Annotated in this window: 24 protein-coding genes; 16 read left to right on the top strand and 8 right to left on the bottom strand. The window is 73.1% G+C overall.

Annotation, left to right across the window (positions count from 1 at the left end):
* Nucleotides 1-22: 22 nt before the first annotated feature.
* Nucleotides 23-1,315 (bottom strand): exonuclease domain-containing protein, encoded by a 1,293-nt coding sequence (locus tag FHX71_RS14345; RefSeq protein WP_182617373.1) that lies wholly within the window; start codon nt 1,313-1,315, stop codon nt 23-25.
* A 145-nt stretch (nt 1,316-1,460) separates the two neighbouring features.
* Here FHX71_RS14345 and FHX71_RS14340 point away from each other — a divergent pair, with 145 nt between their 5' ends.
* Together FHX71_RS14340 and FHX71_RS14335 are read left to right on the top strand one after the other, a co-directional pair.
* Nucleotides 1,461-2,321 carry a phosphotransferase gene (locus tag FHX71_RS14340; RefSeq protein ID WP_182618719.1) on the top strand — a complete coding sequence of 287 codons (861 nt, stop codon included), beginning with the start codon at nt 1,461-1,463 and terminating at the stop codon, nt 2,319-2,321.
* A 53-nt stretch (nt 2,322-2,374) separates the two neighbouring features.
* Entirely contained in the window at nt 2,375-2,608 is a 234-nt protein-coding gene (locus tag FHX71_RS14335; protein WP_182617371.1) for a hypothetical protein, read from the top strand.
* Between the two features lie 43 nt (nt 2,609-2,651).
* Here the strand turns inward: FHX71_RS14335 and FHX71_RS14330 are convergent, their stop codons facing one another.
* From FHX71_RS14330 to FHX71_RS14320, 3 genes are all read right to left on the bottom strand, one after another.
* Nucleotides 2,652-4,028 carry an LCP family protein gene (locus FHX71_RS14330; RefSeq protein WP_312877047.1) on the bottom strand — a complete coding sequence of 459 codons (1,377 nt, stop codon included), beginning with the start codon at nt 4,026-4,028 and terminating at the stop codon, nt 2,652-2,654.
* A 129-nt stretch (nt 4,029-4,157) separates the two neighbouring features.
* On the bottom strand, nt 4,158-5,522 hold the full coding sequence (locus tag FHX71_RS14325; protein ID WP_182617369.1) for a sensor histidine kinase: 1,365 nt from the start codon (nt 5,520-5,522) through the stop codon (nt 4,158-4,160).
* Nucleotides 5,512-6,189 carry a response regulator transcription factor gene (locus tag FHX71_RS14320; protein WP_182617367.1) on the bottom strand — a complete coding sequence of 226 codons (678 nt, stop codon included), beginning with the start codon at nt 6,187-6,189 and terminating at the stop codon, nt 5,512-5,514. Before FHX71_RS14320 ends, FHX71_RS14325 begins: the two co-directional genes overlap by 11 nt.
* Nucleotides 6,190-6,453: 264 nt before the next feature.
* Here FHX71_RS14320 and FHX71_RS14315 point away from each other — a divergent pair, with 264 nt between their 5' ends.
* The 4 genes from FHX71_RS14315 (at nt 6,454) to FHX71_RS14300 (ending at nt 9,707) form a co-directional block, all read left to right on the top strand.
* Nucleotides 6,454-7,113 carry a DedA family protein gene (locus FHX71_RS14315; RefSeq protein ID WP_182617365.1) on the top strand — a complete coding sequence of 220 codons (660 nt, stop codon included), beginning with the start codon at nt 6,454-6,456 and terminating at the stop codon, nt 7,111-7,113.
* Nucleotides 7,114-7,229: 116 nt separating this feature from the next.
* Complete coding sequence (locus tag FHX71_RS14310; RefSeq protein ID WP_182617363.1) at nt 7,230-7,919, top strand: GOLPH3/VPS74 family protein; 690 nt, start codon at nt 7,230-7,232, stop codon at nt 7,917-7,919.
* Between the two features lie 73 nt (nt 7,920-7,992).
* On the top strand, nt 7,993-8,913 hold the full coding sequence (locus tag FHX71_RS14305; protein WP_182617360.1) for an aminoglycoside phosphotransferase family protein: 921 nt from the start codon (nt 7,993-7,995) through the stop codon (nt 8,911-8,913).
* Entirely contained in the window at nt 8,910-9,707 is a 798-nt protein-coding gene (locus FHX71_RS14300) for a YdcF family protein (RefSeq protein ID WP_182617358.1), read from the top strand. Before FHX71_RS14305 ends, FHX71_RS14300 begins: the two co-directional genes overlap by 4 nt.
* Nucleotides 9,708-9,732: 25 nt before the next feature.
* Here the strand turns inward: FHX71_RS14300 and FHX71_RS14295 are convergent, their stop codons facing one another.
* Nucleotides 9,733-10,602, bottom strand: a complete 870-nt coding sequence (locus FHX71_RS14295) for an SDR family oxidoreductase (RefSeq protein WP_182617356.1) — start codon at nt 10,600-10,602, stop codon at nt 9,733-9,735.
* A gap of 65 nt (nt 10,603-10,667) precedes the next feature.
* Between FHX71_RS14295 and FHX71_RS14290 the strand changes: the two genes are divergently transcribed.
* Complete coding sequence (locus tag FHX71_RS14290) at nt 10,668-11,051, top strand: MerR family transcriptional regulator (RefSeq protein WP_182617354.1); 384 nt, start codon at nt 10,668-10,670, stop codon at nt 11,049-11,051.
* Between the two features lie 10 nt (nt 11,052-11,061).
* On the opposite strand, the gene metH is transcribed toward FHX71_RS14290, so the two are convergent.
* Nucleotides 11,062-14,607: a methionine synthase gene (metH, locus tag FHX71_RS14285; RefSeq protein WP_246403170.1), complete on the bottom strand. Its 3,546-nt coding sequence runs from the start codon at nt 14,605-14,607 to the stop codon at nt 11,062-11,064.
* 151 nt (nt 14,608-14,758) lie between these two features.
* Between metH and FHX71_RS14280 the strand changes: the two genes are divergently transcribed.
* Both FHX71_RS14280 and FHX71_RS14275 read left to right on the top strand, forming a co-directional pair.
* Nucleotides 14,759-15,538, top strand: a complete 780-nt coding sequence (locus FHX71_RS14280) for an SDR family NAD(P)-dependent oxidoreductase (RefSeq protein WP_182617350.1) — start codon at nt 14,759-14,761, stop codon at nt 15,536-15,538.
* A 398-nt stretch (nt 15,539-15,936) separates the two neighbouring features.
* The gene (locus tag FHX71_RS14275) at nt 15,937-16,794 is read left to right on the top strand and encodes a DUF554 domain-containing protein (protein WP_182617347.1); all 858 of its coding nucleotides are present in this window, start codon (nt 15,937-15,939) and stop codon (nt 16,792-16,794) included.
* A 2-nt stretch (nt 16,795-16,796) separates the two neighbouring features.
* Here the strand turns inward: FHX71_RS14275 and FHX71_RS14270 are convergent, their stop codons facing one another.
* Nucleotides 16,797-17,738 (bottom strand): LacI family DNA-binding transcriptional regulator, encoded by a 942-nt coding sequence (locus FHX71_RS14270; RefSeq protein ID WP_182617344.1) that lies wholly within the window; start codon nt 17,736-17,738, stop codon nt 16,797-16,799.
* Nucleotides 17,739-17,898: 160 nt separating this feature from the next.
* On the opposite strand from FHX71_RS14270, the gene FHX71_RS14265 reads away from it, so the two are divergent.
* The 5 genes from FHX71_RS14265 to FHX71_RS14245 are packed head-to-tail and all read left to right on the top strand — an operon-like array spanning nt 17,899 to nt 22,820.
* The gene (locus FHX71_RS14265; RefSeq protein ID WP_182617342.1) at nt 17,899-18,720 is read left to right on the top strand and encodes an ABC transporter permease; all 822 of its coding nucleotides are present in this window, start codon (nt 17,899-17,901) and stop codon (nt 18,718-18,720) included.
* Nucleotides 18,717-19,550: an ABC transporter permease gene (locus FHX71_RS14260; RefSeq protein ID WP_220489688.1), complete on the top strand. Its 834-nt coding sequence runs from the start codon at nt 18,717-18,719 to the stop codon at nt 19,548-19,550. The genes FHX71_RS14265 and FHX71_RS14260 overlap by 4 nt, the downstream gene beginning before the upstream one ends.
* Entirely contained in the window at nt 19,547-20,611 is a 1,065-nt protein-coding gene (locus FHX71_RS14255) for an ABC transporter ATP-binding protein (RefSeq protein ID WP_182617340.1), read from the top strand. Before FHX71_RS14260 ends, FHX71_RS14255 begins: the two co-directional genes overlap by 4 nt.
* The gene (locus FHX71_RS14250; RefSeq protein WP_182617338.1) at nt 20,608-21,681 is read left to right on the top strand and encodes an extracellular solute-binding protein; all 1,074 of its coding nucleotides are present in this window, start codon (nt 20,608-20,610) and stop codon (nt 21,679-21,681) included. The genes FHX71_RS14255 and FHX71_RS14250 overlap by 4 nt, the downstream gene beginning before the upstream one ends.
* A 29-nt stretch (nt 21,682-21,710) precedes the next feature.
* Entirely contained in the window at nt 21,711-22,820 is a 1,110-nt protein-coding gene (locus FHX71_RS14245) for an adenosine deaminase family protein (RefSeq protein ID WP_246402570.1), read from the top strand.
* Nucleotides 22,821-22,833: 13 nt separating this feature from the next.
* Here FHX71_RS14245 and FHX71_RS14240 read toward each other — a convergent pair whose 3' ends face one another.
* The gene (locus FHX71_RS14240; RefSeq protein WP_182617336.1) at nt 22,834-23,517 is read right to left on the bottom strand and encodes an SDR family NAD(P)-dependent oxidoreductase; all 684 of its coding nucleotides are present in this window, start codon (nt 23,515-23,517) and stop codon (nt 22,834-22,836) included.
* Between the two features lie 48 nt (nt 23,518-23,565).
* Between FHX71_RS14240 and FHX71_RS14235 the strand changes: the two genes are divergently transcribed.
* Together FHX71_RS14235 and FHX71_RS14230 are read left to right on the top strand one after the other, a co-directional pair.
* Nucleotides 23,566-24,453, top strand: a complete 888-nt coding sequence (locus FHX71_RS14235) for a helix-turn-helix domain-containing protein (RefSeq protein ID WP_182617333.1) — start codon at nt 23,566-23,568, stop codon at nt 24,451-24,453.
* 72 nt (nt 24,454-24,525) lie between these two features.
* On the top strand, nt 24,526-25,629 hold the full coding sequence (locus FHX71_RS14230) for a GNAT family N-acetyltransferase (RefSeq protein ID WP_182617331.1): 1,104 nt from the start codon (nt 24,526-24,528) through the stop codon (nt 25,627-25,629).
* Nucleotides 25,630-25,682 lie beyond the last annotated feature (53 nt).

The raw sequence follows: 25,682 nt of genomic DNA, 5'->3' as shown, positions 1-25,682 counted from the left end.
CGACCCGGACCGTTCGGCGCGGCTATCCGCCGGTCCGCACGCCCGCCGTCGTGGAAAGCGCGAGACGGTCCAGGATTCGTGCGAACCCGACTTCGCCGACCACGGGGATGCCGTAGGACGCCGCCTTGCGGGCCTTGCCGGACATCGAGTCCGGGTCGGCCGCGACGACCAGGCGCACCCTCTTGGTGACCGCGGGGTGCGGGACGAGCCCGGCCGCGCCCGCCCGGCGTTCCCACACGTCCCTGGGCTCGTCCATCGCGCCGGTGAACACGACCAGGTCGCCGGGAGCGAGCGTGAACCGGCTCGTCGCGCTGCTCGTACCGGTCCCGGTGGCGGTGCTGCTCGTGATGTCAGGGCTCGTGGGAACGGGCCGTTCGAGGATGCGCTGCGCGTCCGCGGCGGGAACCTCGAGCATGCCGGCCACGGCCAGGAAGTCGGCCACCTCGGCGGGGTCGAGGACGCCGTCGGCCCAGGCCACGGCCGCGAGCCCCGCGAGGTACTCGCGGTGCAGCGCGCCGGCCTCCGCGCGACCGATCTCGAGCTGCACGCAGAGCTCGGCGAGCTGGTCGTGCTCGCGGGCCGAGATGTGCCTGTCGAGCAGCGCCCGGTCGACCAGCTCCAGGTACTCCTCCTTCTCCCACGTGGTGATGGGCAGGGTGCGGGCCGCGGCGAGCCGGGCGAGGAAGTGCGTGTCGCGCTCGGACGAGACGCCCCGCCGGACGGGCGCCGCCCCGGTGGCAGGGATGAGCGGCCAGGGCGTGGTCGCGGCGAGCTCGACGACGTCGTCCCAGCCGGGAACGACGTGGCGGGCGCCGCCGGCCAGGTAGATCCGCAGGAGGCCGGCCGCGGCGCGGGCGTCGGACAGGGCCTCGTGCGCGGAGTCGAGCGTGACGCCGTGGTGGAAGCAGGCTCCGGCCAGGGAGCGCGGGGCGGTGGGGAACAGCTGCGCGCCGGTGCGCATCGTGCACAGGGTGGTCGGCGCGATGAGCGGGACGTCGTACCCGGTGCCGGCGAACGCGTGCCAGACGAACCGGCGGTCGAACTGCGCGTTGTGCGCCACGAACGTGCGTCCTCGCAGCAGCTCGGCCACGAGGCCGGCGACATCGCCGAACGTCGGCGCGTGGCGGGCGTCGGCGGCGCTGATCCCGTGGATCCGCTGCGGGCCGAGGTCCCGGCCCGGATTGACGAGCGTGGCCCAGGTGTCCTCGACCTGGCCGTCCGGGTCGACCTGGACGATCGCGATCTCCGCGATCCGGTCGTGCCCGCCGGGGAACAACCCGGTGGTCTCCACGTCCACGACGGCGTACCCGGTCACCTGCGTCTCCCCTCACCACGGCGTGCAGAACCGGACCATGGTTGCAGCCGACCTGGGGTGACGCAGCGTGGGCGGGGGTGAAGCGAGGGCGATCCTGAGCGATCGAAATCGCCTTGCCCGGCCGTGCCAGGATGCGTGCGTGGAGATGACCGACGTCGCGCGCGCGATCACGGCCGCGACCACGGTCGCCGCATCCCTCGGCCTTCCCGCCGACAATGCCGTCGTGCTGCACAACTCGAACAAGCTGGCGCTGCGGCTCACGCCGTCCGACGTCCTCGCCCGGGTCGCCCCGCTGGGACAGGAGGTCGCGCAGTTCGAGGTCGACCTCGCGCAACGGCTCGTCGCGGCCGGATGCCCCGTGGGCTTGCCTGAGCTCCGGACCGAACCGCGGGTGCACGTCCGCGACGGATTCGCCGTGACGCTGTGGACCTACTACGAGCAGGTGACGCCCCCGGCCGCACCGGCCGACGTCGCCCAGGCACTGAAGCGGCTGCACGAAGGCATGCGCACCGTCGACCTGCCGAGCCCCCTGTTCACCGACCGCATCACGGAGGCGCAGCGGATCGTCGCCGACGCCGACCTCTCGCCGGCGCTCGCGGACGCGGACCGGGCATTCCTCGCCGGGCGGCTGGCAGACCTGCGACGGGCGATCGACGACTGCGGCCCCCTGGAGCAGCTGCTCCACGGTGAGCCCCACCCGGGCAACGTGCTCAGCACCGCGGACGGACCGTTGTTCATCGACCTCGAGACGTGCTGCCGCGGACCCGTCGAGTTCGACCTCGCGCACGTCCCCGAGGCCGTCCGCGAGCACTACCAGGGCGCCGACCAGGAGCTGCTGGACGACTGCCGGCAGCTCGTCCTCGCGATGGTCGCCGCCTGGCGCTGGGACGTCGGCGACCAGTTCCCGCGGGGAAGGGCCTTCGGGGATGAGCTCCTGCGCGTGCTGCGCGCGGGCGCCCCCTGGCCGACGCTCGACACGGTGGTCAGCCGGCTGGACGGTCACTAGCGCGAGCGTGGCGTGCCGGGGTCCTGGGTGCCTGGTCGGATAGCGTGCTCGGCATGACCGAGACGATGGAGTTCACCGCGCAGGAGCAGATCGTCCAGCTCATCCCCGCCGACGGCTGGGTGGCCGTCTACAAGGACGGGGACACCGAGGTGCGCGCGGCGCTGGTGGCCTGGGGGCTGCGGAGCGACGGCGAGGTCGTGCCGCTGGACACCGACCCCTCGGGCACCGTCGGCGACCCCCGGGAGACCGCCGGCTTCGACCGCGTGGAGCGGGCGGTCGGGCGCTAGCCCCGCTGCGCCGGCGGGCCCGCGACGCCGGCCCGCCGCGCCGTCAGGCGCAGATGCCGTCCGGGAGCACCTCGGGGCTCGGGCTGGGCTTCGGCTCGTCGGGCCGCCCCTCGTCGGTCGCGTCGTCCGTCGTGCTGCCCGTCGCGTCGTCCGGCTCCTCCTCCGCGGCGGAACCGCCCGCCTGGTCGGTCGCGCCGCCGTCGTCCGCCCCGTCCCCACCGCCCGACCCGGCCCCGCCGCTCGCGCTCGGCGAGCCTGACGGCTCCGGGGTCTCCAGCACGACGTCCTCCGGCGGCTCGTCGGCCGCCAGCCGGTCGAAGATCTCCGAGGTCTCCGGCGACCAGGACACGGTCGCGCCGTCGGCGTTGTCGTAGACCGGGACCGCCGTCATGACGATGTTGCGCTTCTCCATCTGCCGCAGGGACCACGCCAGCCCGGCCACGTTCCCCGGGTTGGCGATCGCCGGGTCGGCGCTCAGCGAGCCCAGCGCCGCGTTGATCAGCCGGTACGTCTTGGTGGGGTCGGCCAGCGTCTCCGCGGAGAGCATCTGCCGCAGGGTCGCGTTGATGAACATCTGCTGCCGCTCGATCCGCGCCAGGTCGCTCCCCATCTCCAGACCCAGTCCCGTGCCCTTCCGTACCCGCAGGAACTGGATCGCCGTCTTGCCGTCGAGCCGGTTCTCCCCGGCCTCCAGGTCGATCCGCGCGGACCGCGGGTCGCCGTGCAGCGCCTCGGGCAGGCACATCTTGACGCCGCCGAGCGCGTCGACGACGTCGATCACGCCGTTCATCTTGACCACCGCGTGGTTGGACACCGTCACGCCCGTCAGCGAGTTGACCGTGTTGATCGTGCAGGCCGCCGCGTACCGCATGTCAGCGGCAGCGCCGCCGCTGCCCGTCGAGAACGCGGAGTTGAACCTGCCCGTGTACGGCGCGCTCCGCGAGCCGTCCGGCAGCTCGCACGCCGGGATGGCGAGCATCGAGTCGCGGGGGATGGAGACGACCTCGATCCACTGCCGGTCGGCCGAGATGTGCACCAGCATCGTCGTGTCGGAGCGCATGCCGTCGACGACGCCGCCGATGTCCGCGTTGGAGCCGTCGCGGATGTCGGTGCCCATGAGCAGCAGGTTGACCGGCTCGTCCTTGAACGGGTCGGACGGGTCCTTCGGCTTGACCACCTCGGCGACCAGGCCGTCGAGGTCCTGGACGTCGATCTGCGAGATCGCGTTGTGGTACGCCGTCGCGGCGGCCGCAGAGCCGAACGCCAGCGTGCCGATCACGCTCATCGTGACGGTGCGGACCACGAACGCCTTGCGCCAGCTGCGCACGTGGCGCGGCTGGCGCTCACCCGAGCGCGCGTGCCGCGGAACCCCGGGGACGATCTCGCCGACCGGCCGGACCGCCGTCCAGAAGTCGCTCACCGCGCCCGCCGCCCGTCGTCCGGTCGAGAGGTCCGCAGAGGGGGTCGCCCGCAGGTATGCACGCCGACATCCTTGGGTCCGCGGCATGAACCGGGGCTGAACGAACCTGAAGAGACGTTCAGCAACGCCTCAGCGGTCGCGGTGCTCGGGCAGCCGGAGCTCCAGCCGGGCCCCGCCCGTGGGCGCGGCCGACAGGGCCGCGGTCCCGCCGGTGTGCTGGGCCGCCTCGGCCACGATCGCGAGCCCGAGCCCGGACCCACCGCTGTCGCGGCTGCGGGCGTCGTCGCGGCGCTCGAACCGGTGGAAGATCCGCTGGCGGTCCTGCTCCGGGACGCCGTCGCCGTCGTCGTCGACGTACAGCACGACCTGGCCCGCGTCCGTGGTGAGCGTGAGGTCGACGCGCGTGCCGGCGTGGCGCCGCGCGTTCTCCGCGGCGTTGCGGACGGCGCGCACCAGGAGCACCTCGTCGCCGAGCACCCGGGCCGGGCCCACCCGGGTGGTGTCGACGACGATCCCGAGCGTGCGCAGTCGCGCGGCCTCGGCCAGGACCACGTCGTCCAGGTCGATCTCGCGCCGGTTCCGGGTCATGCCCTCGTCGAGCCGGGCCAGGAGCAGCAGGTCGTCGACGAGCTCGTGCAGGCGGGCGGCCTCGACGTCGACGGTGCCCGCCAGGGTCGCCAGGTCGGTCGTGTCGGGGTGCCGGAGCGCTACCTGGGTGTGCTGGCGGATCGCGGCGACCGGCGACCGCAGCTCGTGCGAGGCGTCCGAGACGAACCGCCGCTGGGCGCGCTGCGCGGCCTCCAGCTTGTCGAGCATCTTGTTCATCGTGGAGGTCAGGAGGGACACCTCGTCGGTGCCGCCGGGCGGCGCGATGCGGCGGGTCAGGTCGTCGCCCGCGGACTCGACGTCGCGCCGGATGCGCTCGACGGGCTGCAGCGAGCGTCCGACGACGGTCCAGGTCATCAGCGCGACGAAGGCGCTGACCGCGGGCACCGCGACGGCCATCAGCACGGTCGCGGCGCGCACCGCCTCGTCGGCGGTGTCGAGGGAGCGGCCGACCACCACGTGGTGCACGCGGCTGTCCAGGATGACCGGGGCGGACTGGACCAGGTACCGCTCGTCGAGCACGCGCACGATCCGCTCGCGCTCGGAGACGGGCAGCGGGAGGGTGTCCTTGAGGTCGTCGTCGGCCACGCCGACCACCACGCCGTCGAGCTGGAGCTGGATGATCACCTCGTCGGCGTCGAACTTCGCCAGCTCCCCGGCCGTCGCGCTGTCCAGCGCGAACTGCTGGGCCTGGTCCTCGGCGGTCTGCGCCTCCGACCCGACCAGCGACCGCTCCAGCAGCGCGACGACGGCGAACCCGCCGACCGCGAGCACCGCCAGCACGATCGCGACGGTTGAGGCGGTGATCCGGACGCGCAGCGAGAACCGCCGGCCGCCGGGCATCAGGTCACGCAGCCCGCGGTCACCCGGCTCCTGGTCACGCAGCATGGGGCATCAGCCGGTAGCCGGCGCCGCGCACCGTCTGGATCGTGTCGAGCACGAACGGCTTGTCCAGCTTGGCGCGCAGGTGCCCGATGTAGACCTCGACGATGTTCGAGTCGCCCTCGAACTGGTCCTCCCAGACCGCGGCGAGGATCTCGCTCTTGCTCCGCACGGTGCCGGCATCCCGGGCCAGGAAGACCAGGACGGCGAACTCCCGGGCGGTCAGCTTGACCGGCGCGGCACCACGGTGCACCTCACGCGTGGCGAGGTCGACGCGCAGGTCGCCGACCACGAGCGTCGTCGGGCGTTCCGGGCGCCCCCGGCGGATCAGCGCGCGCAGCCGGGCCAGCAGCACCACGTGCTCGGTGGGCTTGACCACGTAGTCGTCGGCGCCGAGGTCCAGTCCCTCGACCTGGTCCCAGGCGCCGTCCTTGGCCGTGAGCATGAGGATCGGCGTCCAGTTGCCCTCGTCGCGCAGGGTCTGGCAGACGGTGTAGCCGTTCATGCCCGGCATCATCAGGTCCAGGACGATCGCGTCGTAGCTCACCTCGCGGGCGCGCCACAGACCGTCCGTGCCGTTGTGGGCGAGGTCCACGGAGAAGCCCTCCGCCTCCAGACCACGCCGGAGGCCGTCGGCGAACCGGATCTCGTCATCCACCACGAGTACACGCATGGGACAACCCTCTCTCAGACCGTCGTGGTGCGCCGACGTCGACGACGGCCAGGCCGTCATGGTCACCGAAGCTCCATGAACGCGTGCTGAACGAACCTGAAGAGCCCTTCAGGAAGACCTCCGACCACCCGGGGCGGGGGCCCGTCAAGTCGGCGTCTTCAGGTCCGCTTCAGGTTCGTCTCACTACGGTCGAGCCGCTGGCCCGTTCCTCGCCGGCCGGCGCACCCCTCGATCCGCTCGACCCGACGAAAGAAGCCACGACGCATGAGCGCAACCGATCCCGCCCCCGAGCTCGACGGCATCGCCCGGTGGACCGTGGACCTCATGGAGACGCTCGGTGGTCCCGGCGCCGGCCTGGCGATCTTCATCGAGAACATCTTCCCGCCGATCCCCAGCGAGGTCGTGCTCCCCATGGCGGGGTTCGCGGCGCGGCTCGGAGACCTGTCCCTCGCCGGGGCGATCATCTGGACCACCATCGGCTCCGTCGCCGGTGCCTGGGTGCTCTACGGCCTCGGCGCGTGGCTGGGGCACGACCGCATGCGCGCCATCGCCGCCCGGATGCCCCTGGTCGACGTCGAGGACGTCGACCGGACGACCGCCTGGTTCGCCCGGCACGGCACCAAGGCCGTCTTCTTCGGCCGGATGCTGCCGATCTTCCGGAGCTTCATCTCCATCCCCGCGGGCACCGAGCGCATGGGCCTGCTGGTCTTCACGCTCCTGACGGCCGCCGGCAGCCTGATCTGGAACAGCATCTTCGTCGTCGCCGGATACGTGCTCGGGGCCAACTGGCACGCCGTCGACCCGTACGCCTCCGTGCTGCAGTACATCGTCATCGGGGCGGTCCTCGTCGCCGTCGTCTGGTTCCTGGTGGGCCGGGTCCGACGACGTCGCGCGCAGCGGCCCGTCGAGCAGCAGGTGCGCTGACCTGGGGCGACTGGCTCTGCCGGTCGAGCCGGCCGGTTGACCCTGCCCCAGGGGCAGGGGCTCTCATGGTGCGGGCACGACGCCACCCTGCCGCCCGCACCGCCGAGGAGAGACCGATGCGCCGACCGAAGCACCAGCAGCTGCGCCCCGAGCCGCTGATCGTCGAGGACCTGCTGCTGCTCCTGCTCGACGACCGGACGGGGACCGTCCGGGGCGAGGCCAACGTGCACTACACGCTGGGCGGTGCCGTGCTCATCGAGCTCGCGCTGCTGGGCCGGGTCGAGCTCGACGGCAAGCGGGTGCACGCCGTCGCGGGCGAGCCGCTCGGCGACTCGCTGCTGGATGCGGCGGCGGCGCAGGTGGCGAAGCGTCCCAAGCACGTGCACACGGTGCTCCTCGACCTCGGGCTCGACCTGGAGCCGCAGGTGCGCGACCGGCTCGTCGACCGAGGACTGCTGCGCCGGGAACGTTCCAAGGTGCTCGGCCTCATCCCGGTGACCAGGACGCCCGCGCAGGACCTCCCGTACGAGGCGGCGCTGCTGGAGCGGGTGCGCGCCGTCCTGGAGGACGGCGTGCCGCCCGACCCGCGCACCGCCGCCCTGACGGCGGTGCTCTCCGCCGGCGGGACGCTCCGGGAGCTCCACCCGGCGATCCCTCGGTCGCGTGCGGTGACCGAGCGGGCCCGTGAGCTGCGGGAGGGCACCTGGGGTGCGGCGGCGGTCAACCAGGCGATCCTGGTGGCCGCGGTCGCGTCGATCGGCGGCGCCGTCGCGGAGGCCGCGGTGGGCGGGGACTCGTCGTCGTAGGGCGCCGTCATCCCCGGGGCCCGCGCGCGGCGTCGAAGTAGGGGAGCGGACGATCCGCGTCTAGGGTCCAGGCGTGAGCTCAGCACCAGCGATCGAGGTCCCGGCCGCACTCGCCGCGTCGTACGCCCGGAGCTTCGGCGACGAGGGGCAGGCATGGATCGCGGGCCTGCCCGGTCTCGTGGCCGACCTGCTGGAGCGCTGGGACCTGCGGCGGGACGGCGCGACGTCGTCGGGAGAGGCGTCGCTCGTTGTGCCGGTGGTCGGATCGGACGGCGTGCGCGCGGTCCTCAAGCTGCAGCTGCCCCGTGCCGAGACCGCCGCCGCCCTGACCGGGCTGCGCGCGTGGGACGGGCACGGGATGGTGCGGCTCCTCGACCACGATCCCGGCAGCGGCACCATGCTCCTGGAGCGGCTCGACGGCGCCCGCACGCTCGCCGCCGTCGAGGACGACACCCGGGCGACCCAGATCCTGGCCGAGCTGCACGCCCGCCTGCTAGTTGTCCCGCCGCCGCCCGGGCTGCCGCACCTGCGTGACGTCGCCGCCGCGATGCTGGAGCAGGTCCCGCGAGCCGTGAAGCGGCTGGCCGATCCGGCGGACCGGCGCCTTCTGCAAGACTGGGCCGCGGTCGTGGCGGAGCTGGCCGGAGAGCCGGGCGACCGGATGCTGCACTGGGACCTTCACTATGACAACGTGCTCGCGGCCGAGCGCGAGCCCTGGCTCGCGATCGACCCGGAGCCGCTCGTGGGGGACCCGGGTTTCGACCTGTGGCCGGCTCTGGACAGCCGCTGGGACGACGTCGTCGCGGGCGGCGACCCCCGGCGCATGGTGCGCCGGAGGTTCGACGTGCTCACCGAGGTGCTCGGCCTCGACCGCGAGCAGGCCGCCGGCTGGACGCTCGGACGCCTGCTGCAGAACGCGCTGTGGGACATCGAGGACGGCCAACGGGCGCTCGCCCCCGCCGCGGTGGTCGTGGCCGAGGCGGTGCGGAGATGACGCCGGTCGATGCTGCCGGGGGCTCTGATCCGGTAGGCGGAGGTGCTCGCGCGGCCGGGCTCCTCTGGATCGTCGTCGGAGCGGTGCTGATCCTGGACGCCGTGATCGTGCTGTTCACGATCAGTCTCAACTCCGGCGTCGTCGCGACGTTCGTGCTCGGCGCGCTCTACCTGTCCTACGGTCTCTACCGGGACAGGACCCGGGGCCGAGCGCGGAACCTCCTGTCCCGGTGGTTGAAGGTCCTCGTCCCGACCGTCAGCGTTCTGCTGCTTCTCCTCTTCGTGTGCCTCGCGGTCTTCGGCAGGACGGACACCGTCTCGCACCGGGAGGACGCCGTCGTCGTGCTCGGGGCCGGGCTGAAGGGTGAGGAGGTGACGCCGTCGCTCCGCTCTCGGCTGGACGCGGCCGTCGGGTACTCCGTCGCGAACCCGGACGCCGTCGTCGCCGTCTCCGGAGGTCAGGGGCCGGGGGAGACCATCCCCGAAGGGCTCGCGATGGAGCGGTATCTGGTCGCGCACGGGGTCCCGGAGGACCGGATCCTCCGGGAGGACCGGTCGACGAGCACCCATGAGAACTTCGTCCTGACGAAGGGGCTCCTGGACGCCCACTTCGACGCCGACTACACGACGGCCTTCATCACGAACGACTACCACGTGTTCCGGGCAGGAAACATCGCCGAGAACGCCGGGATCGACAGCACCCACGCGCACGCGGACACACCCTGGATCGAGATCCCCGTCGCCTACGTGCGGGAGGCGCTGGCGATCACGAAGTTCGTCCTGACGGGGCGGTGATCAACTCCGGGCCCGGCGTCGAGCCTCAGCGAAAGTCCTCGGCGTGGTCGGCTGCCCACTGCTCGAAGGTGCGGCCGGTCGCGCCGGTCACGGCCGCGAAGTCAGGCGTCGGAGCCTCGGGACGGTCGATGGTGCTCGCCCATGCCTGAAGGACTCCGTCAGCCGTCGCCGCGGACCACCCGGTAGAGATCAGCACCTCGCGAACCTCCTCTGTGGGGAGCTCCTCCCAGGTCACCGTCCTCCCGATGGCGCTCCCGATGGCGCGTGCCTGCTCCTTCTGTGTCAGCACCGAGGGGCCGGTGATCTCCGGTGCGGCGCCCACCAGCCGGTCGGTCAGCAGGGCGATCTCGGCGACCTCGGCAAGGTCGGCCTCGTGCACGAGCGCCCGGCCGCCGTCGCCGTAGATCCAGCTGACTGTCGACCGCTCGCGCACCTGCTGCGCCCAGCCGAGGGTGTTCGTCGCCATTCCTCCCGACCGCAGGAGCGTCCACTCGACGTCGGAGGCGCGGACGGCCTGCTCGATGTCGGTGTGGAACTGGAGGATCGGGTCGGGGGCCGGGGCGCCGTCGTCCCGGACCCCGATCGCCGAGAGGTAGACGATGCGCCGGACGCGTGCCGTGATCAGGTCGACGACCGCTCGCGTCAGCTCGCCACCGCCCAGCGGCCAGACCAGGAAGACGCGATCGACGTCGCGGAGCGCGGCCCGGACGGAGTCGAGGTCGGTCAGGTCCCCGCGCACCACCTCGACGCCGTCGGGCAGGTCCGCGGAGCGCGGGGTACGGACCATCGCCCGGACCCTCACGTCCGCCCCGCCGGCGGCCAGGCGCCTGACGAGCGCACCTCCGACGTTCCCCGTCGCGCCGAAGACCAGGATCCTTGCTGTGCTGGTAGCCATGCCGTGATCGTGCGACTTCGACCTGGGTCGAAGTCAACGCACCGGTCGCTCGATAGGCTCGCGGGGTGACCGAACCTCGCGGACAGCAGCCGGAGATGAGCGTGGGAGAGCTCGCCAGGCGCGCCGGGGTCAAGGCCTCGACCGTGCGTTTCTGGGACGAGCACGGTCTGCTCCGGAGCCGGCGCACACCGGGGAACCAGCGGCGGTTCGACGACGTCTCCCTGGCGCAGGTGCACTTCATCCGGTGGTCGCAGGACGTCGGCGCGTCGCTGGACGCGATCCGCGGCGTCCTGCACAAGCTGCCGGCAGGGGTCGCCCCGAACCGTGAGGTTCAGGTGCGAGCGGCGCGCTGCTGGCGTGAGCACCTGGACCAGGAGTCCCGTGAGCTGCGGGCACGGTACCGGCGGTTGTCGGAGCCGTGGGTGTCGGCCGCTTCGGCCGAGGCTTAGCCGCCCGACGTCACACGGAGAAGTATTTGGCCTCCGGGTGGTGGAACACGAACGCGTCCGTCGACTGCTCCGGGTGCAGCTGCAGCTCGTCCGACAGCGTGACCCCCACCCGCTCCGGCCGTAGCAGCTCCACGACCTTGTGCCGGTCCTCCATGTCGGGGCACGCCGGGTACCCGAGCGACATCCGCGCCCCGCGGTACTCCAGCTTGAACATGCCTTCCACGGTGCCGGGCTCCTCGGACGCGAACCCGAGCTCGGACCGCACCCGCGCGTGCCAGAACTCCGCCAGCGCCTCCGTGAGCTGCACCGACAGGCCGTGCAGCTCCATGTACTCGCGGTACTTGTTCGCCTCGAAGAGCTTCGCGGTGTGCGCGGAAACGAGGTCGCCGACCGTCACGAGCTGCACCGGCAGCACGTCGAACCGCCCCGTCTCCTCGACGTAGGACCGCGGCCGCACGAAGTCGGCCAGGCACAGGTGCCGGTCGCGCCGCTGCCGCGGGAAGTGGAACCGCAGCCGCTCCGTCCCGACGGGACCACCGGAGCCGCCGTCGGGCGCCCCGATGCCGGCGAGGTCGCCGTGGTGCGCGACCACGACGTCGTCGCCCTCCGACCACACCGGGAAGTACCCGTACACGACCGTCGGGTCCATGATTTTGTCGGTCAGGATGCGGTCCATCCACTCCGCGAGCCGCGGCCGCCCCTCGGTCTCGACCAGCTCCTCGTAGGAGGCGCCGTCGTCCGAGCGGCCCGGCTTGAGGCCCCACTGGCCCATGAACGTCGCCCGCTCGTCCAGGAACGCCGCGTACTCGGCGAGCTGCACGCCCTTGACGATCCGCGTGCCCCAGAACGGCGGGTCCGGCACCGGGTTGTCGGCGGCGACGTCGGACCGGGCGGGCAGGTCCTCGGGCGCCGTCTGGGTCACCGTCACCACGCCGTGCCGGCGCTTGCGCAGCGCGGGCAGGGCGACGTCGTCCGGCGACGCGCCCCGCGCGACCCGCACCAGGGGCTCCATGAGCCGGAGACCCTCGAAGGCGTCCTTCGCGTACCGGACGGTGCCGGGGAAGGCGCCGGCGAGGTCGTCCTCGACGTACGTCCTGGTCAGCGCTGCCCCGCCCAGCAGCACCGGCCAGCGCTTCTCGAACCCGCGCGAGGCCAGCTCCTCCAGGTTCTCCTTCATCACCACGGTCGACTTCACGAGCAGCCCCGACATGCCGATGACGTCGGCGTCGTGCTCGATCGCGGCGTCGATCATGGCGCTCACCGGCTGCTTGATGCCGATGTTGACCACCGTGTAGCCGTTGTTCGTCAGGATGATGTCCACGAGGTTCTTGCCGATGTCGTGCACGTCGCCGCGCACCGTCGCCAGCACGATCGTGCCCTTCGACCCGTTGTCGCCCTCGACCCGCTCCATGTGCGGCTCCAGCAGCGCGACGGCGGTCTTCATCACCTCCGCCGACTGCAGCACGAACGGGAGCTGCATCTCGCCCTTGCCGAACAGCTCGCCGACGACCTTCATGCCCTCCAGCAGGTGGTCGTTGACGATGTCCAGGGCCTTCATCCCATCGCCCAGGGCCTCCTCGATGTCCGGCTCCAGGCCCTTGCGGGCGCCGTCGATGATGCGCCGCGCGAGCCGCTCGCCCACGGGCAGCCCCGCGAGCTCCGCGGCGCGCGCGTCGCGGATCGCCCCGGCGTCCACGCCCTCGAACAGGTCCAGCAGCTTGGACAGGGGGTCGTAGGTGAGGTTGCCGTCGGCGTCCCACTCGCGCTTGTCCCACACGAGGTCCAGCGCCGTCTGCCGCTGCTCGTCCGGGATGGAGGACAGCGGCAGGATCTTCGCCGCGTGCACGATCGCCGAGTCCAGCCCCGCCTCGGTCGCCTCGTGCAGGAACACCGAGTTCAGCACCGCGCGGGCGGCCGGGTTGAGACCGAACGACACGTTCGAGACGCCGAGCGTCGTGTGCACCCCGGGGTACTTCCGCGTGATGCGCCGGATCGCCTCGATGGTCTCGATCGCGTCGCGTCGTGTCTCCTCCTGGCCCGTCGCGATGGGGAACGTCAGGGCGTCGACGATGATGTCGTCCACCCGCATGCCCCAGTCGCCCACCAGGGTGTCGATCAGCCGCGACGCGATGTCGACCTTGCCGTCGGCGGTGCGCGCCTGCCCCTCCTCGTCGATCGTCAGGGCGACGACGGCGGCGCCGTGCTCCACGACCGCCGGCATGATCCGCCCGAACCGCGACGTCGGCCCGTCGCCGTCCTCGAAGTTCACCGAGTTGACCACGCCGCGCCCGCCCAGCAGCTCCAGGCCCGCGCGGATGACGGCGGGCTCCGTGGAGTCGATCACCAGCGGCAGCGTGCTCGCGGAGGCCAGGCGGGAGACGACGTCGCGCACGTCCGCGACGCCGTCACGCCCCACGTAGTCCACGCACACGTCCAGCAGGTGCGCGCCGTCGCGGGTCTGCGCGCGGGCGATGTCGACGACGTCGTCCCAGCGGCTCTCCAGCATCGCCTCGCGGAACGCCTTGGAGCCGTTGGCGTTGGTGCGCTCGCCGATCGCGAGGAAGCTCGTCTCCTGGCGCAGGTCCGTCGCCGAGTACAGCGAGGCGACGGCGTTCTCCCGCGCCGGCTCGCGCACGGCCACGGGCTGCCCGCCCACAGCCTCGACCACCAGCCGCATGTGCTCCGGCGTGGTGCCGCAGCAGCCGCCCACCAGGCCCAGCCCGAACTCGCGCGCGAACTGCGTGTGCGCCGCGGCCAGCTCCTGCGGCGTCAGGGGGTAGGACGCGCCGTGCGGGCCCAGCACCGGCAGGCCCGCGTTCGGCATGCACGCCACCGGCATCTGCGCGTGCTGCGACAGGTGCCGCAGGTGCTCGCTCATCTGCTCCGGGCCGGTCGCGCAGTTCATGCCGATCGCGTCGATGTCCAGCGCCTGCAGCGCGACCAGCGCCGCGCCGATCTCCGAGCCCATCAGCATGGTCCCGGTGGTCTCGACGGTCACCGACACGATGATCGCGACCCGCTGCCCGACGCCGCCGTCCGACGCGGCGGCCATCGCCTGCCGGCAGCCCGTCACGGCGGCCTTGGCCTGCAGCAGGTCCTGGCTGGTCTCGATGAGCAGCGCGTCCGCGCCGCCCTCGATGAGGCCCGCCGCCTGCTCCGCGAAGGTGTCCCGCAGGTGGGCGTACGTGGTGTGGCCCAGGGACGGCAGCTTGGTGCCGGGGCCCATCGAGCCCAGCACCCAGCGCGGGCGCTCCGGCGTCGAGAAGGCGTCGGCGCGTCCCCGCGCGATCCGGGCGCCCTCGCGGGCCAGCTCGCGGATGCGGTCGTCGATGCCGTAGTCCGACAGGTTCGACCAGTTCGCCCCGAAGGTGTTCGACTCGATGGCGTCCACGCCCACCGCGAGGAACGCGTCGTGCACGCCCGCGATGAGGTCGGGCCGCGAGACCGTCAGGATCTCGTTGCAGCCCTCCAGGCCCTGGTAGTCGTCCAGGGTCGGGTTCGCCTCCTGGATCATCGTGCCCATCGCGCCGTCGGCCACGACCACGCGCGTGCGCATCGCCTCCAGGAGGGCGGCGGAACGCTCGGCGAGCGCGGGCAGGGCGGTGGGTAGGGCGGTCACTCGGGCAGCGTAAGCCTCTGCCCGACGACGGCGCCGCGCGTGCCCGGCAGGCGGTCTCCTGCTGGGACGCGGCGGTATCGTCCCCGCCATGACGACGCACGACTACCTGGCCTCCCTCTTCTCCCTGGAGGGCCGCACCGCCGTGGTGACCGGCGGCAGCTCTGGCATCGGCCGCGCCATCGCCGAGGCGCTCGCCCAGGCCGGGGCGCGCACCGTGCTCGTGGCCCGCGGCGCCGAGCGCCTGGACGACGTCGCCGCCGGGCTGCGCGAGCGGGGCTGCGCCGTCGAGACGGTCGTCGCCGACCTCTCGACCCGCGACGGCATCCAGGCCGCCGCCGACGGGATCGTCGCGGCCGCCGGTGAGCCCGACATCCTCGTCAACAGCGCCGGCATCAACCTGCGCCCGCACCTCGGCGAGGTCGACCAGGCGACCTGGGACGTCACCATGACGGTCAACCTGGAGGCCCCGTTCCTGCTCGGGCAGCGGTTCGCGCCCGGCATGGCCGACCGCGGCTTCGGCCGGCTCGTGCACATCTCCTCGCAGCAGGCCCACCGCTCGTTCGTCGACAGCGGCGTCTACGGCGTCTCCAAGGGCGGCCTCGAGTCGCTCGCCCGCTCCCAGTCCGAGGCCTGGTCGTCGCGCGGCGTCACCGCGAACACCCTGGTGCCCGGCTTCGTCCTGACGCCCCTGAACCAGCGCCTGCAGGACGACGCCGCCCGCGTCGCAGCCCTCGCCGCCCGCACCACCGTGGGCCGCAACGGCGTGCCCGAGGACTTCGCGGGCGCCGCCGTCTTCCTCGCGAGCGCCGCCTCGGGCTACGTCACGGGCCACTCGCTGTTCGTCGACGGCGGGTTCTCGGTGCACTGAGGACAGGGCGCTGGGCGCTGGGCGCGGCACCGTGGTGCGCGCGGTCCGGCACGTCACCTTGTCGGTCCGAGGGAAGACCTACGCAGCCGAGGGGGTAACGGTGAGGTAGCAGTGCGACGTCTCCGTTACCCCCTCGGCTGCGTAGGTCTTCCCCCGGCTCCGTTGTGCGGTGACGGGCGTCGAGGTTCGCTGCGGTCGAGCGCCGGGGGAAGACGTACGCGATTGAGGTCCGTTGCCGACAGTAGACAATGTCTACCCAGAGCAACGGACCTCGATCGCGTACATCTTCCCCGACACCTCGGGCAGTGCGTCACCGGGGGCGGCCTCCGCGATCAGGGGTGCGGTCTCCCTCCTGGGCACTGCCGTTCGTCGTCGCCGCGCCGCAGTAGGCTCGCGCGGTGAACGTCGACTTCCCGGGCCTGGGCACTCTCGTCAACGTCGGGACGATCGTCGTCGGGTCGCTGCTCGGCATGGCCGTGGGGCACCGGCTGCCGCAGCGCACCCACGCCGTCGTGACCGACATCCTCGGCCTCGTGACCCTGCTGGTCGCCGCGCTGTCCGCGATGGCCGTCACCGACGCCGCCTTCGTCGCCGCGACGGGCTCCGGCGCACCCGTGCTCATCGTGCTCGGCTCGCTGCTGATCGGCGGCATCGCCGGCTCGCTGCTGCGCATCGAGTCCCGGTTGGAGGGGCTCGCCGGCACCATCCAGGGCTGGCTCGCCCGGAAGTCCGGCGGGCAGCGGTCCGACGGGCGCGAGTCCGGCGGGCGACCGACCGACGGGCGGCGCGGCTCCCGGCGCCCCGTGCTGATCGACGACACCGAGCGCGGGCAGGACCCCGCGGCCCGCGAACGCTTCATCGAGGGGTGGCTCACCGCGTCGCTGCTGTTCTGCGTCGGGCCGCTCGCGATCCTCGGGTCGCTGTCCGACGGCCTGGGCCGCGGCATCGACCAGCTCCTGCTCAAGTCCGTGCTCGACGGGTTCGCGGCGCTCGCGTTCGCGTCGTCGTTCGGCGTCGGGGTGCTGCTCTCCGCGGTCTCCGTCGCCGTGGTCCAGGGCCTGGTGACGCTCGCCGGCGTGCTGCTCGGGTCGGTGCTGCCAGACGCGCACATCGCAGCGCTCACGGCGACCGGCGGCCTCATGCTCGTGGGCATCGCGCTGCGGCTGCTGCACCTCAAGCAGATCCCCGTCGGCGACCTGCTGCCGGCCCTTCTCGTGGCGCCACTGCTCACGCAGCTCGTGATCATGCTGCGCTGAGCTCAGCCCCGCACCGGCACCGGCAGCCGCACCTGACGGCCGGGCTCGTCCTGCCCGTCGAGCTGCCGCGCCAGCAGGTCCATCGCGGTGCGGCCCAGCTCTTCGCCGTCCACGTCGATGGCGGGCGTGTGCTCCAGGCCGAGCGCCTCGATGACCGTCGGCTCCGTGCTGACCACCAGGTCGCGCGGCACCTCGACGCCGCGCGTGCCCAGCGCCAGCAGCAGGCCCAGCCCGATCGACGTCGCGTACGGGACGACGGCGGAAGCACCCGTCTCGACCACGGCGGGCGTCACCTCGACGCCCGCGACGAACGTCGGCGGGCGCGGGCCGAGCACGGTCAGCTCCGCACCGGCCCGGTCCGCGGCGTCGCGCACGGCGGCCGTGCGCTGCCGGTCCTGCCACGACCCCTCGGGGCCGCCCACGTAGACGATGCGCCGGTGCCCCTCGTCGGCGAGCCGCGTGGTCAGCGTGCCGAAGGCGGTCGCGGTGTCGGCGACGACCGACGTCATGCCGTCGATCTCGCGGTCCACCAGCACCGCGGGCTTGGCCGCGCCCGTGCTCGCGACCAGGGTGTCGCTGCCGCGCGGCGCGACGACGAGGAACCCGTCGACCTGCCGGGCCAGCCGCTCGACCGCGTCCGCGGAGTCCAGGGCGTGCACGGCGACGGTGAGCTGGAGCCCGGCCTCCTCGGCCCGCGCCTGGGCGCCCGCGATGATCGGCGTGAAGAAGGTGTTGTCCAGCGTCGGCACCACGATGGCGATGATGCCGGTGCGCCCGCGGGCGAGCTCGCGCGCGGCGCGGTTGGGCACGTACCCGAGGCGCGCGGCAGCCGCCGCGACCTTGACGGCGGTCGCCGCGGCCACCAGGCCGCTCCCGTTCAGCGCGCGTGACGCCGTCGCCTTCGAGACGCCGGCCACCGCGGCGACGTCGGACAGATCAGGCACCGTACCTCCTAGGTCGATGGGGACACTCTAGACGGCCGATGCAACCGATTCCGCCCGCTCTGCCCGGCCCTGTTACACGAAGTTAACGAGACAGGGCGGGACCGCGGGCGCGCATGCCTTAGGGTCCGTTGCAACCGGTTCCATCAACGAAAGACGGCTCGTGCGAGCACGTTCCACACTTCTGCTGCTCCTGCCGGGGCTGGCGTTCCTGCTCGTCGGGTTCCTGCTGCCGGCGGTCGCGATGCTCTTCGCCCCACCCGGCGTGACGTTCGCCCAGGTGCTCGAGCGCATGGGCGCGATGCTCACCGACCCCTACGACCTCGGCATCATCTGGCGCACGGTGCGCATCGGCCTGGTCGTCACCGCCATCTGCGTGGTGCTCGGGTTCCCGATCGCCTCGCTGCTGGCCCGTTCGCAGTCCCGGTGGGCGGGCGTGCTGCTCGCGCTGGCGATCTTCCCGCTGCTGCTGAGCAACGTGGTGCGCACCTTCGGCTGGCTCGTGGTGCTCGGCTCCAACGGCGTCATCGGGCAGATCCTGACCGGGCTGGGCATCGTCGAGGAGGCGCCCCAGCTCCTGTACACGGAGCTGGCGATCGTGCTCGGCCTGGTGCAGCTCTTCCTGCCGCTGGCCGTCATCACGTGCTACTCCGCCGTCGCGCAGGTCGATCCCGGCCTCGACGAGGCCGCCCGCGGCCTGGGCGCCAGCCGTACCCGGTCCTTCTGGACCATCCTGGTGCCGCTGTCGCTGCCGGGCATCGTCGTCGCGGCCACGCTCGTCTTCGCAGGCTCCGTGACCGCCTACACCACGCCGTACCTGCTGGGCGGGTCCAGCCAGCGCATGCTGTCCACCCAGCTCTTCTCGTACGCGAGCGTCACCGTCGACTGGGCCGCGGCGTCGGCCACCGCGATCGTCATGACGGTGCTGGTGTTCCTGGTCTCCGGGATCTCCGCGCTGGTCGGGCGGAAGGGGGCCATCTCATGAGCGGGCCGACGATCCAGACCCGGACCCGGAGCCTCAAGCTGCGCCACCCCGTCGCCGGCACGCTCGCCGTCGCGGGCTACGTCGTGATGATCGTGCCCATCCTGTTCGTCGTCGCCACGGCGTTCACCGCGGGCAGCACCCTGCGCTTCCCGCCCGAGGGCCTGTCGCTGAAGTGGTTCGGCGAGGCGCTCGCGTACTCGCCGTTCATGGAGGCCGTGGTCTCCAGCCTGGAGCTCGCGGTGCTCGCCACCGCGCTGGCCCTGGCGCTGGGCGTGCCGGTCACGCTCGCGATCCACCGCGGCCGCATCCCCGGCAAGGGGCTGCTGGAAGGCCTGTTCCTGTCGCCGCTCGTGGTGCCGGAGCTGGTCGTGGGCCTCGCGCTGTACCAGCAGCTCATGATCGGCCTGCACCTGGACAACTTCACCACCCTGCTGCTGGGCCACACCGCCCTGCTGCTGCCGTACGCCGTCCGCGTCACCGGGGCCTCGCTCGCGCTGGCCGACCCGGCGCTGGAGGAGGCGGCCCGCGGCCTGGGCGCCTCGCCGCTGCGGGCGTTCGTCACCGTGACGCTGCCGATGCTGCGTCCCGGCCTCATCTCGGCGGGGCTGCTCGGCTTCGTCACCTCGTTCAACAACGTGCCGCTGTCGCTGCTGCTGCAGACCCGCGACTTCCGGACGCTGCCCGTCACGATGCTCGACTACGTCCAGCAGAGCTACGACCCGATGGTCGCCGCCGCCTCGACGCTCGTGCTCGCCGCGACCGTCGTCGTCGCGATCGTCGCCGAGCGCACGGTCGGCTTCGCCAAGATCTTCGGAGGGATCAACCGATGACCACCCCCGCCGCCGAGCTCGTCGGCGTCTCCCAGCAGTTCGGCAGCTTCACCGCCGTCGACTCGATCGACCTGCGGATTCCCCGCGGCCGCCTGACCACGCTGCTGGGCCCCAGCGGCTGTGGCAAGACGACGACGCTGCGCATGCTCGCCGGGTACGCCTCGCCGACGTCGGGCCGCATCCTGATCGACGGCCAGGACGCGACCCGCACCCCGCCGGAGAAGCGCGACCTGGGCATGGTGTTCCAGTCCTACGCGCTGTTCCCGCACCTGACGGTCGCCGACAACGTGGCCTACGGCCTGACGATGCGCAAGGTCCCGGCGCCCGAGCGGCGCCGTCGGGCCGGGGAGGCCCTGGAGCTCGTGGGCCTGGGGCACCTGGGCGACCGCAAGCCCAAGCAGCTCTCCGGCGGGCAGCAGCAGCGCGTCGCGCTGGCCCGCGCCATCGCGATCCGGCCCCGCCTGCTGCTCCTGGACGAGCCGCTGTCCAACCTGGACGCGCGGCTGCGCGTGCAGATGCGCGCCGAGATCCGCCGCATCCAGTCGGAGACCGGGCTCACGGTCGTGCTGGTCACGCACGACCAGGACGAGGCCCTGGAGATGTCCGACGAGATGGTGCTGATGCGCGCCGGCAAGGTCGTGCAGACGGGCGCGCCCCGCGACGTCTTCCCCGCACCGGCCGACCGGTTCGTCGCCGAGTTCCTCGGCTACGAGAACTTCCTGACCCTGACCGACGGCCGCGCGGCCGCCGTCCGCCCCGAGCACCTGCGGATCGTCCCGGCGAACGCGGCCCTCGACGGCGCGGCGGGCGTGTCCGACGGCGACGTCGTGCTCGACGCCGTCGTGGCCGACGTCGCCTACCGCGGCGTCGACCTGCTCGTGACCCTGGACGCCACCGACCCGGCCGGCGCCCCCGTGCGCCTGCTCGCCGACCACCGGGCCGAGCACGCGAGTGCCGCGACCGGCCCGGCGCCGTCGGCCGGCGACCGCGTCCGCCTCGTCGCGCCCCGGGCGCGCCTCGCCCTGCTGACCGCCGAACCCGCAACCGAAGGACTGTCATGACCCAGCACCACCCCGCCCGCCGCGTCACGGCGGTCGCCGCCGGCCTCGCGGCCACCGCCCTCCTCGCCGCCGGCTGCTCCGCCGGGGACGACACCGCCGCCGAGGACACGATCGTCGTCTCCACGTTCCCGTTCGGCGTCGAGGAGTTCCAGGAGGCGGTGATCGACCCCTTCACCGCCGAGACCGGCATCAAGGTCGAGGTCGAGACCGGCTCGAACGCCGACCGGCTCTCGCAGCTCCAGGTCGCGGGCGACAGCTCCGGCATCGACGTCATGCTGATCTCGGACTACTACGCCGCGCTCGGCCAGGAGAGCGACCTGTTCCAGCAGGTCGACGCCGCCAAGGTGCCCTCCCTGGACGAGGTCGCCGACTTCGCGCTCGAGGACGCCTACCAGGGCCCCGCCTACAGCTACCAGCTCAACGGCACGATCTACTCGACCGAGGACCTGTCGGCCGACGAGGCCGCCGAGTGGGACCTCTACGGCGACGAGGCGCTCGCGGGCCGCCTCGCGCTGCCGGACATCTCGGTCACGGCCGGCCAGCTCATGATCTCGGGCGTGGGGGAGACCTACGGCGACGGGCCCTACGACATCGACACGGCGCTGGAGACCCTGGGCGGCTGGGCCCCCGGCATCCTGCAGTTCTACTCGTCGTCCACCGAGGTGACGAACCTGCTGACGCAGGGCGAGATCGTGGCCGCCGACTCCCTGAGCGGCTTCGCGACCGACCTGGTCGCCTCGGGCGAGCCCTACGCCTGGACGCCGCCCGCCACGGGCCGCTACATGGCGACCAACCGCGCCATGATCCCCGCGGGCGCCCCGAACGTCGACGGCGCGCACCAGTTCATCGACTACCTGCTCTCGGCCGAGGCCCAGACCACGTCCGCCGAGCTCGTCGGCGACCTGCCCGTCAACCCCACCGCCACCGTGCCGGACTCCATCGCGGCGGTCGTGGGCGACATCGCGGCCGACCCGGTCGCCGCCGGCTACGCGACGCTCGACCCGGCGGAGCTCGTGCCCACCCGGGGCGAGTGGGTGGACCGGTTCGCCCGTGAGGTGACGGCCGGCTGACCGGGCCCGACACCATGACGAGCACTGACATGAGCACTGAGACCACCAGCACTGACACGACCGGCACCGCGCTCGACCGCATGCCCAAGGTCGACCTGCACTGCCACCTCATCGGCACCGTCCGGGCCAGCACGTTCGCGGAGCTGGCCCGGCGGGAGGGCCTCGACCTGCCGGCCGAGCCCGAGCGCATCTTCGCCGACATCAACTCCCTGCCGCCGGACCCGGACCTGTACCGCGACACCCGCATCCCGGTGCCGCAGGGCCGCAGCGCGGACGAGCCGGAGGTGTCGTACTCGCTGTTCCAGGCCTCCCGCTGGGTCACGCAGGTGCTGCGCGACGCCGACGACCTGACCCGCATCACGTACGAGGCCTTCGAGGCGGCGCACCGCACCAGTGCGACGCGCCACCTCGAGGTGTCCTTCGACGCCGTGCCCGAGCACCTGGCCTCGCTGGGCTACCTCGGCTCCGTCGAGGCGTACGCCGAGGGCATCCGCATGGCGGAGCGCGACTTCGGCATGTCGGGCCGGCTCATCGCCGCGATCGACCGGTCCGGCTCCGGCGAGGACGCGCTGGAGCGCGTGCGCACCGTCGTCGACCACCCGCACGAGTACGTCGCGGGCATCGGCCTGGACAACCTGGAGACGGCGGGCCCGCCCGAGCGGTTCGCCGCCGCCTACCGGCTCGCCGGGGAGGCGGGCCTGGGCCGCACGGCGCACTCGTCCGAGCACGCCCCGGTCGCGGTCAACACGATCACCTGCCTGGACCTGCTCGGCTGCGACCGCATCGACCACGGCTACTTCGTCCTGCAGGACGACGACGTCGTGGCCCGCGTGCGCGACGAGCAGGTGCCGTTCACGGTCATCTCGACGACGTCGCGCCGCTCCTGGCGGCCGTGGCGGCGTGCCTCCATCGCCGCGATGCTGGACGCGGGGCTCAACGTGATCCCGGCGTCCGACGACCCGGGGATGTTCCCCACCACGCTCGCCGGCGAGTACCGCATCCTCGCCCACGACCTCGCCGTGCCGGACGAGCGGCTGCGCCAGATGGCGCTGGCCGGCGTCGAGGCGGCCTGGCTGCCGCCCGCCGAGAAGGCGGCGCTCCGCACCCGGTTCGAGAAGGAGCTCGCGGACCTGGCCTGAGCGCGGGCCGGCTCTAGAAGGCGAGCGTCCCGTTCTCGTCCTGGAGGGTCCCGGTCGGTCCGTCCGGGCCGAGCGTCGCCAGTCGCCCGACGACGGCGGCGCTCTGCTCGGGCGACCGGCCGATGCCGAACGACGCCGTCATGTCGGTGGCGGTCGTGCCCGGCTCCAGGGCGTTGAACCGGATGCCGGGGTGCGCCTTGGCGTACTGGACGGTCAGCATGGTGGCCGCCGCCTTCGACGCCGCGTACAGCGCGACCGGCAGGCTGAACTCCGGCCGGTCGGGGTTGGTCACGGCCCAGAACGACCCGCCGCTGCTGGACACGGTCACCACGTTGGGGCTGTCCGACCGGCGCAGCAGCGGCAGGGCCGCCTCGGTGACCCGCACGATGCCCACCGCGTTGGTGTCGAACGACCGCAGCGCGGTGGGGCCGTCGAGCCCCGTCTCCAGGATGCCCGCGTTGTGCACGAGTACGTCGAGGCGGCCGGCCGCGGCGTCGATGGTCGCGAGCGCGGCGGCCACGGAGGCGTCGTCGGTCACGTCGAGCTGGACGGACCGCGCGCCCAGCTCGGCGGCGGCCTTCTCCCCGCGCCCGGCGTCGCGGGCGCCGATCCAGACGTCGTGGCCCAGCGCCAGGAGCTGGCGGGCGGTCTCGTAGCCGATGCCCTTGTTGGCCCCGGTGATCAGCGTGACGGTCATGCGGTGTCCTCCCGAAATATGCGGCCCGGTCAGGCCGTTGGACACGCTATGAGCGGCCGAACCGACCAGCCAGGACCCGGACGAGACCAGGGTGCGGCAGGACCCCCTCTGCGGGATGCGACCAACCCCCTGGGCGCCTATCTGCGGGCCCGGCGCGAGCTGGTCACGCCCGGGCAGGCGGGCCTGCCCGGGACCGGCGTGCGCCGCGTGCCCGGGCTGCGCCGCGAGGAGGTCGCGATGCTCGCCGGCATCAGCGCCGACTACTACCTGCGGCTGGAGCGCGGACGCGACCGCAACCCGTCCGTGCAGGTCCTTCAGGCGCTGGCGCGCGTGCTCCACCTCGACGACGCCCACTTCGCCCACCTGCGCACGCTCGTCGCCGACGCCCCCGGACAGCGCGTCCGGCAGCGCGGGCACCGGCCGGGGGAGGAGCCCGTGCCCGACGGCGCGCGCAAGCTCCTGGACTCCCTGGTGCAGCCGGCGTTCATCGAGGGCCGGTACTTCGACGTCGTGGCCTCCAACGCGCTGGCCCGCGCCGTCGACCCGCGCCTGGACGTGGGCGGCAACCAGCTCCGCGACCTGTTCCTCGACCCGGCCGCCCAGGCGCTCTACCCGGAGTGGGCGAGCGTCACGGAGTGCTTCGTGGCCAGCCTGCGGCAGTCCGCGGGCACCGACACCGACGACCCGCGGTTCGTCGAGCTCACCGGCGAGCTCTCGGCCAGCGCCCGGTTCCGCGAGCTCTGGGCGCGCCACGAGGTGCGCGGGCAGCGCGGCACCCCGCTGCGGATCGCCCACCCGCAGGTCGGCGAGCTGACCGTCAACCGGGAGCGGCTCGGAATCGGCGGGGCGGAGCACCTGATGCTCGTCGTCTACCACCCCGACACCGGGTCCGACGACGCCGACAAGCTCGCGCTGCTGGCGTCCGCGAGCGCGTAGCCCCGCGTTCTCACCCGCACCGGGACCGAAAATCCCGTGGAGGACGGCACCCGTCTCGCCTAGCGTGGCGGCATGTCCCCTCCCGTGCGCGCGACCATCGGCGACCGCGCCGCCGCACCGTCCGTCCTGACGCCCCCGACCGCGGGCGGCCTCACGTGGCGCCCGTGGACGCCGGCGGACGTGCCCGCGCTGGCGGCGCTGATGCGCGCCGTCCAGGAGGCCGACGGCCGCGACTGGTTCACGCCCGCCGAGGAGATCGCCGAGACCTTCGGCGCCCCCGCGTACGAGACGGCGGACACGCTGGTCGGCCTCGACGCCGACGGCACGCCGCTCGCGTACGCCCACGCCGAGCAGTTCCCCACCGACGGCGCGGGCCTGCTCCGGGTCTGGCTGCACGGCGGCGTCCACCCCGACCGCCGCGGCGAGGGCATCGGCACCGAGCTGCTCGCCTGGGCGTCCGGCCGCGCGCGGCAGGTGCTCGCGGCGTCGGACGGCGACCCGCGGCTGGCCGGCCTGCCCGCGCGGATCGCCGTGGACCTGCTGGACACGGACCCGCCCGAGCGGCGCGACCTGCTGCGTGCCGGCGGGTTCGAGCCCGTGCGCTACTACGCCAACCTGCTGCGCGACCTCGCCGCGCCCGTCCCCGCCGTCGGCCTGGAGCCGCCGCTGCGCCTGGTCCCGTGGACCGACGCCCTGGAGGACGCCGCCCGCCTGGCCCGCAACGACGCGTTCCGCGACCACTGGGGCAGCCAGCCGCGCACCGCCGAGTCCTGGCGGGCGCACCGCAGCTCGTTCGCGCGGGACTGGTCGTTCGTCGTGGTCGACGAGTCGGTGCGCTACCCGGGCTCCGAGCACGAGGCCCCGGGGGACACGACGGTCGCGCCCGGCACGCCGTACGTCGTCGGCCTGCACCGGGCCGGGCGGTACGAGCACGACTGGGCCACGCAGGGTTACACCGCCGGCTACACCGAGCTGCTCGGCGTGCGCCGCGCCTACCGCGGACGCCGTATCGCCGTCGCGCTCCTGACCCACGCCCTGCGTGTGTTCGCCGACGACGGCATGCAGCACGCCGAGCTCGACGTCGACACCGACAACCCGACCGGCGCGCCCGCCCTCTACACGCGGCTGGGCTACACCAAGAGCGAGGGCTCGACGCTGTACGCCATCGAACTGTGACGGCACCGAGCTGTGAGCCGCACCGGACTTCGCACCACCCGACCTGAACCCCT

The organism is Promicromonospora sukumoe, assembly GCF_014137995.1.
GTDB classification, from domain to species: domain Bacteria; phylum Actinomycetota; class Actinomycetes; order Actinomycetales; family Cellulomonadaceae; genus Promicromonospora; species Promicromonospora sukumoe.
Note: the sequence above shows the minus strand (reverse complement) of the source record. Positions and strands in the feature narration are given on the sequence as shown.

What these genes read in the sequence shown, in the direction of transcription:
- FHX71_RS14340 (WP_182618719.1), top strand. Translation starts at nt 1,461, where the DNA reads ATGACCGACGTCGCGCGCGCGATCACGGCCGCGACCACGGTCGCCGCA.
- FHX71_RS14335 (WP_182617371.1), top strand. Translation starts at nt 2,375, where the DNA reads ATGACCGAGACGATGGAGTTCACCGCGCAGGAGCAGATCGTCCAGCTC.
- FHX71_RS14325 (WP_182617369.1), bottom strand. Translation starts at nt 5,522, where the DNA reads ATGCTGCGTGACCAGGAGCCGGGTGACCGCGGGCTGCGTGACCTGATG.
- FHX71_RS14320 (WP_182617367.1), bottom strand. Translation starts at nt 6,189, where the DNA reads ATGCGTGTACTCGTGGTGGATGACGAGATCCGGTTCGCCGACGGCCTC.
- FHX71_RS14315 (WP_182617365.1), top strand. Translation starts at nt 6,454, where the DNA reads ATGAGCGCAACCGATCCCGCCCCCGAGCTCGACGGCATCGCCCGGTGG.
- FHX71_RS14310 (WP_182617363.1), top strand. Translation starts at nt 7,230, where the DNA reads ATGCGCCGACCGAAGCACCAGCAGCTGCGCCCCGAGCCGCTGATCGTC.
- FHX71_RS14300 (WP_182617358.1), top strand. Translation starts at nt 8,910, where the DNA reads ATGACGCCGGTCGATGCTGCCGGGGGCTCTGATCCGGTAGGCGGAGGT.
- FHX71_RS14295 (WP_182617356.1), bottom strand. Translation starts at nt 10,602, where the DNA reads ATGGCTACCAGCACAGCAAGGATCCTGGTCTTCGGCGCGACGGGGAAC.
- metH (WP_246403170.1), bottom strand. Translation starts at nt 14,607, where the DNA reads ATGCGCACGCGCGTGGTCGTGGCCGACGGCGCGATGGGCACGATGATC.
- FHX71_RS14280 (WP_182617350.1), top strand. Translation starts at nt 14,759, where the DNA reads ATGACGACGCACGACTACCTGGCCTCCCTCTTCTCCCTGGAGGGCCGC.
- FHX71_RS14260 (WP_220489688.1), top strand. Translation starts at nt 18,717, where the DNA reads ATGAGCGGGCCGACGATCCAGACCCGGACCCGGAGCCTCAAGCTGCGC.
- FHX71_RS14255 (WP_182617340.1), top strand. Translation starts at nt 19,547, where the DNA reads ATGACCACCCCCGCCGCCGAGCTCGTCGGCGTCTCCCAGCAGTTCGGC.
- FHX71_RS14250 (WP_182617338.1), top strand. Translation starts at nt 20,608, where the DNA reads ATGACCCAGCACCACCCCGCCCGCCGCGTCACGGCGGTCGCCGCCGGC.
- FHX71_RS14245 (WP_246402570.1), top strand. Translation starts at nt 21,711, where the DNA reads ATGAGCACTGAGACCACCAGCACTGACACGACCGGCACCGCGCTCGAC.
- FHX71_RS14240 (WP_182617336.1), bottom strand. Translation starts at nt 23,517, where the DNA reads ATGACCGTCACGCTGATCACCGGGGCCAACAAGGGCATCGGCTACGAG.
- FHX71_RS14235 (WP_182617333.1), top strand. Translation starts at nt 23,566, where the DNA reads ATGAGCGGCCGAACCGACCAGCCAGGACCCGGACGAGACCAGGGTGCG.
- FHX71_RS14230 (WP_182617331.1), top strand. Translation starts at nt 24,526, where the DNA reads ATGTCCCCTCCCGTGCGCGCGACCATCGGCGACCGCGCCGCCGCACCG.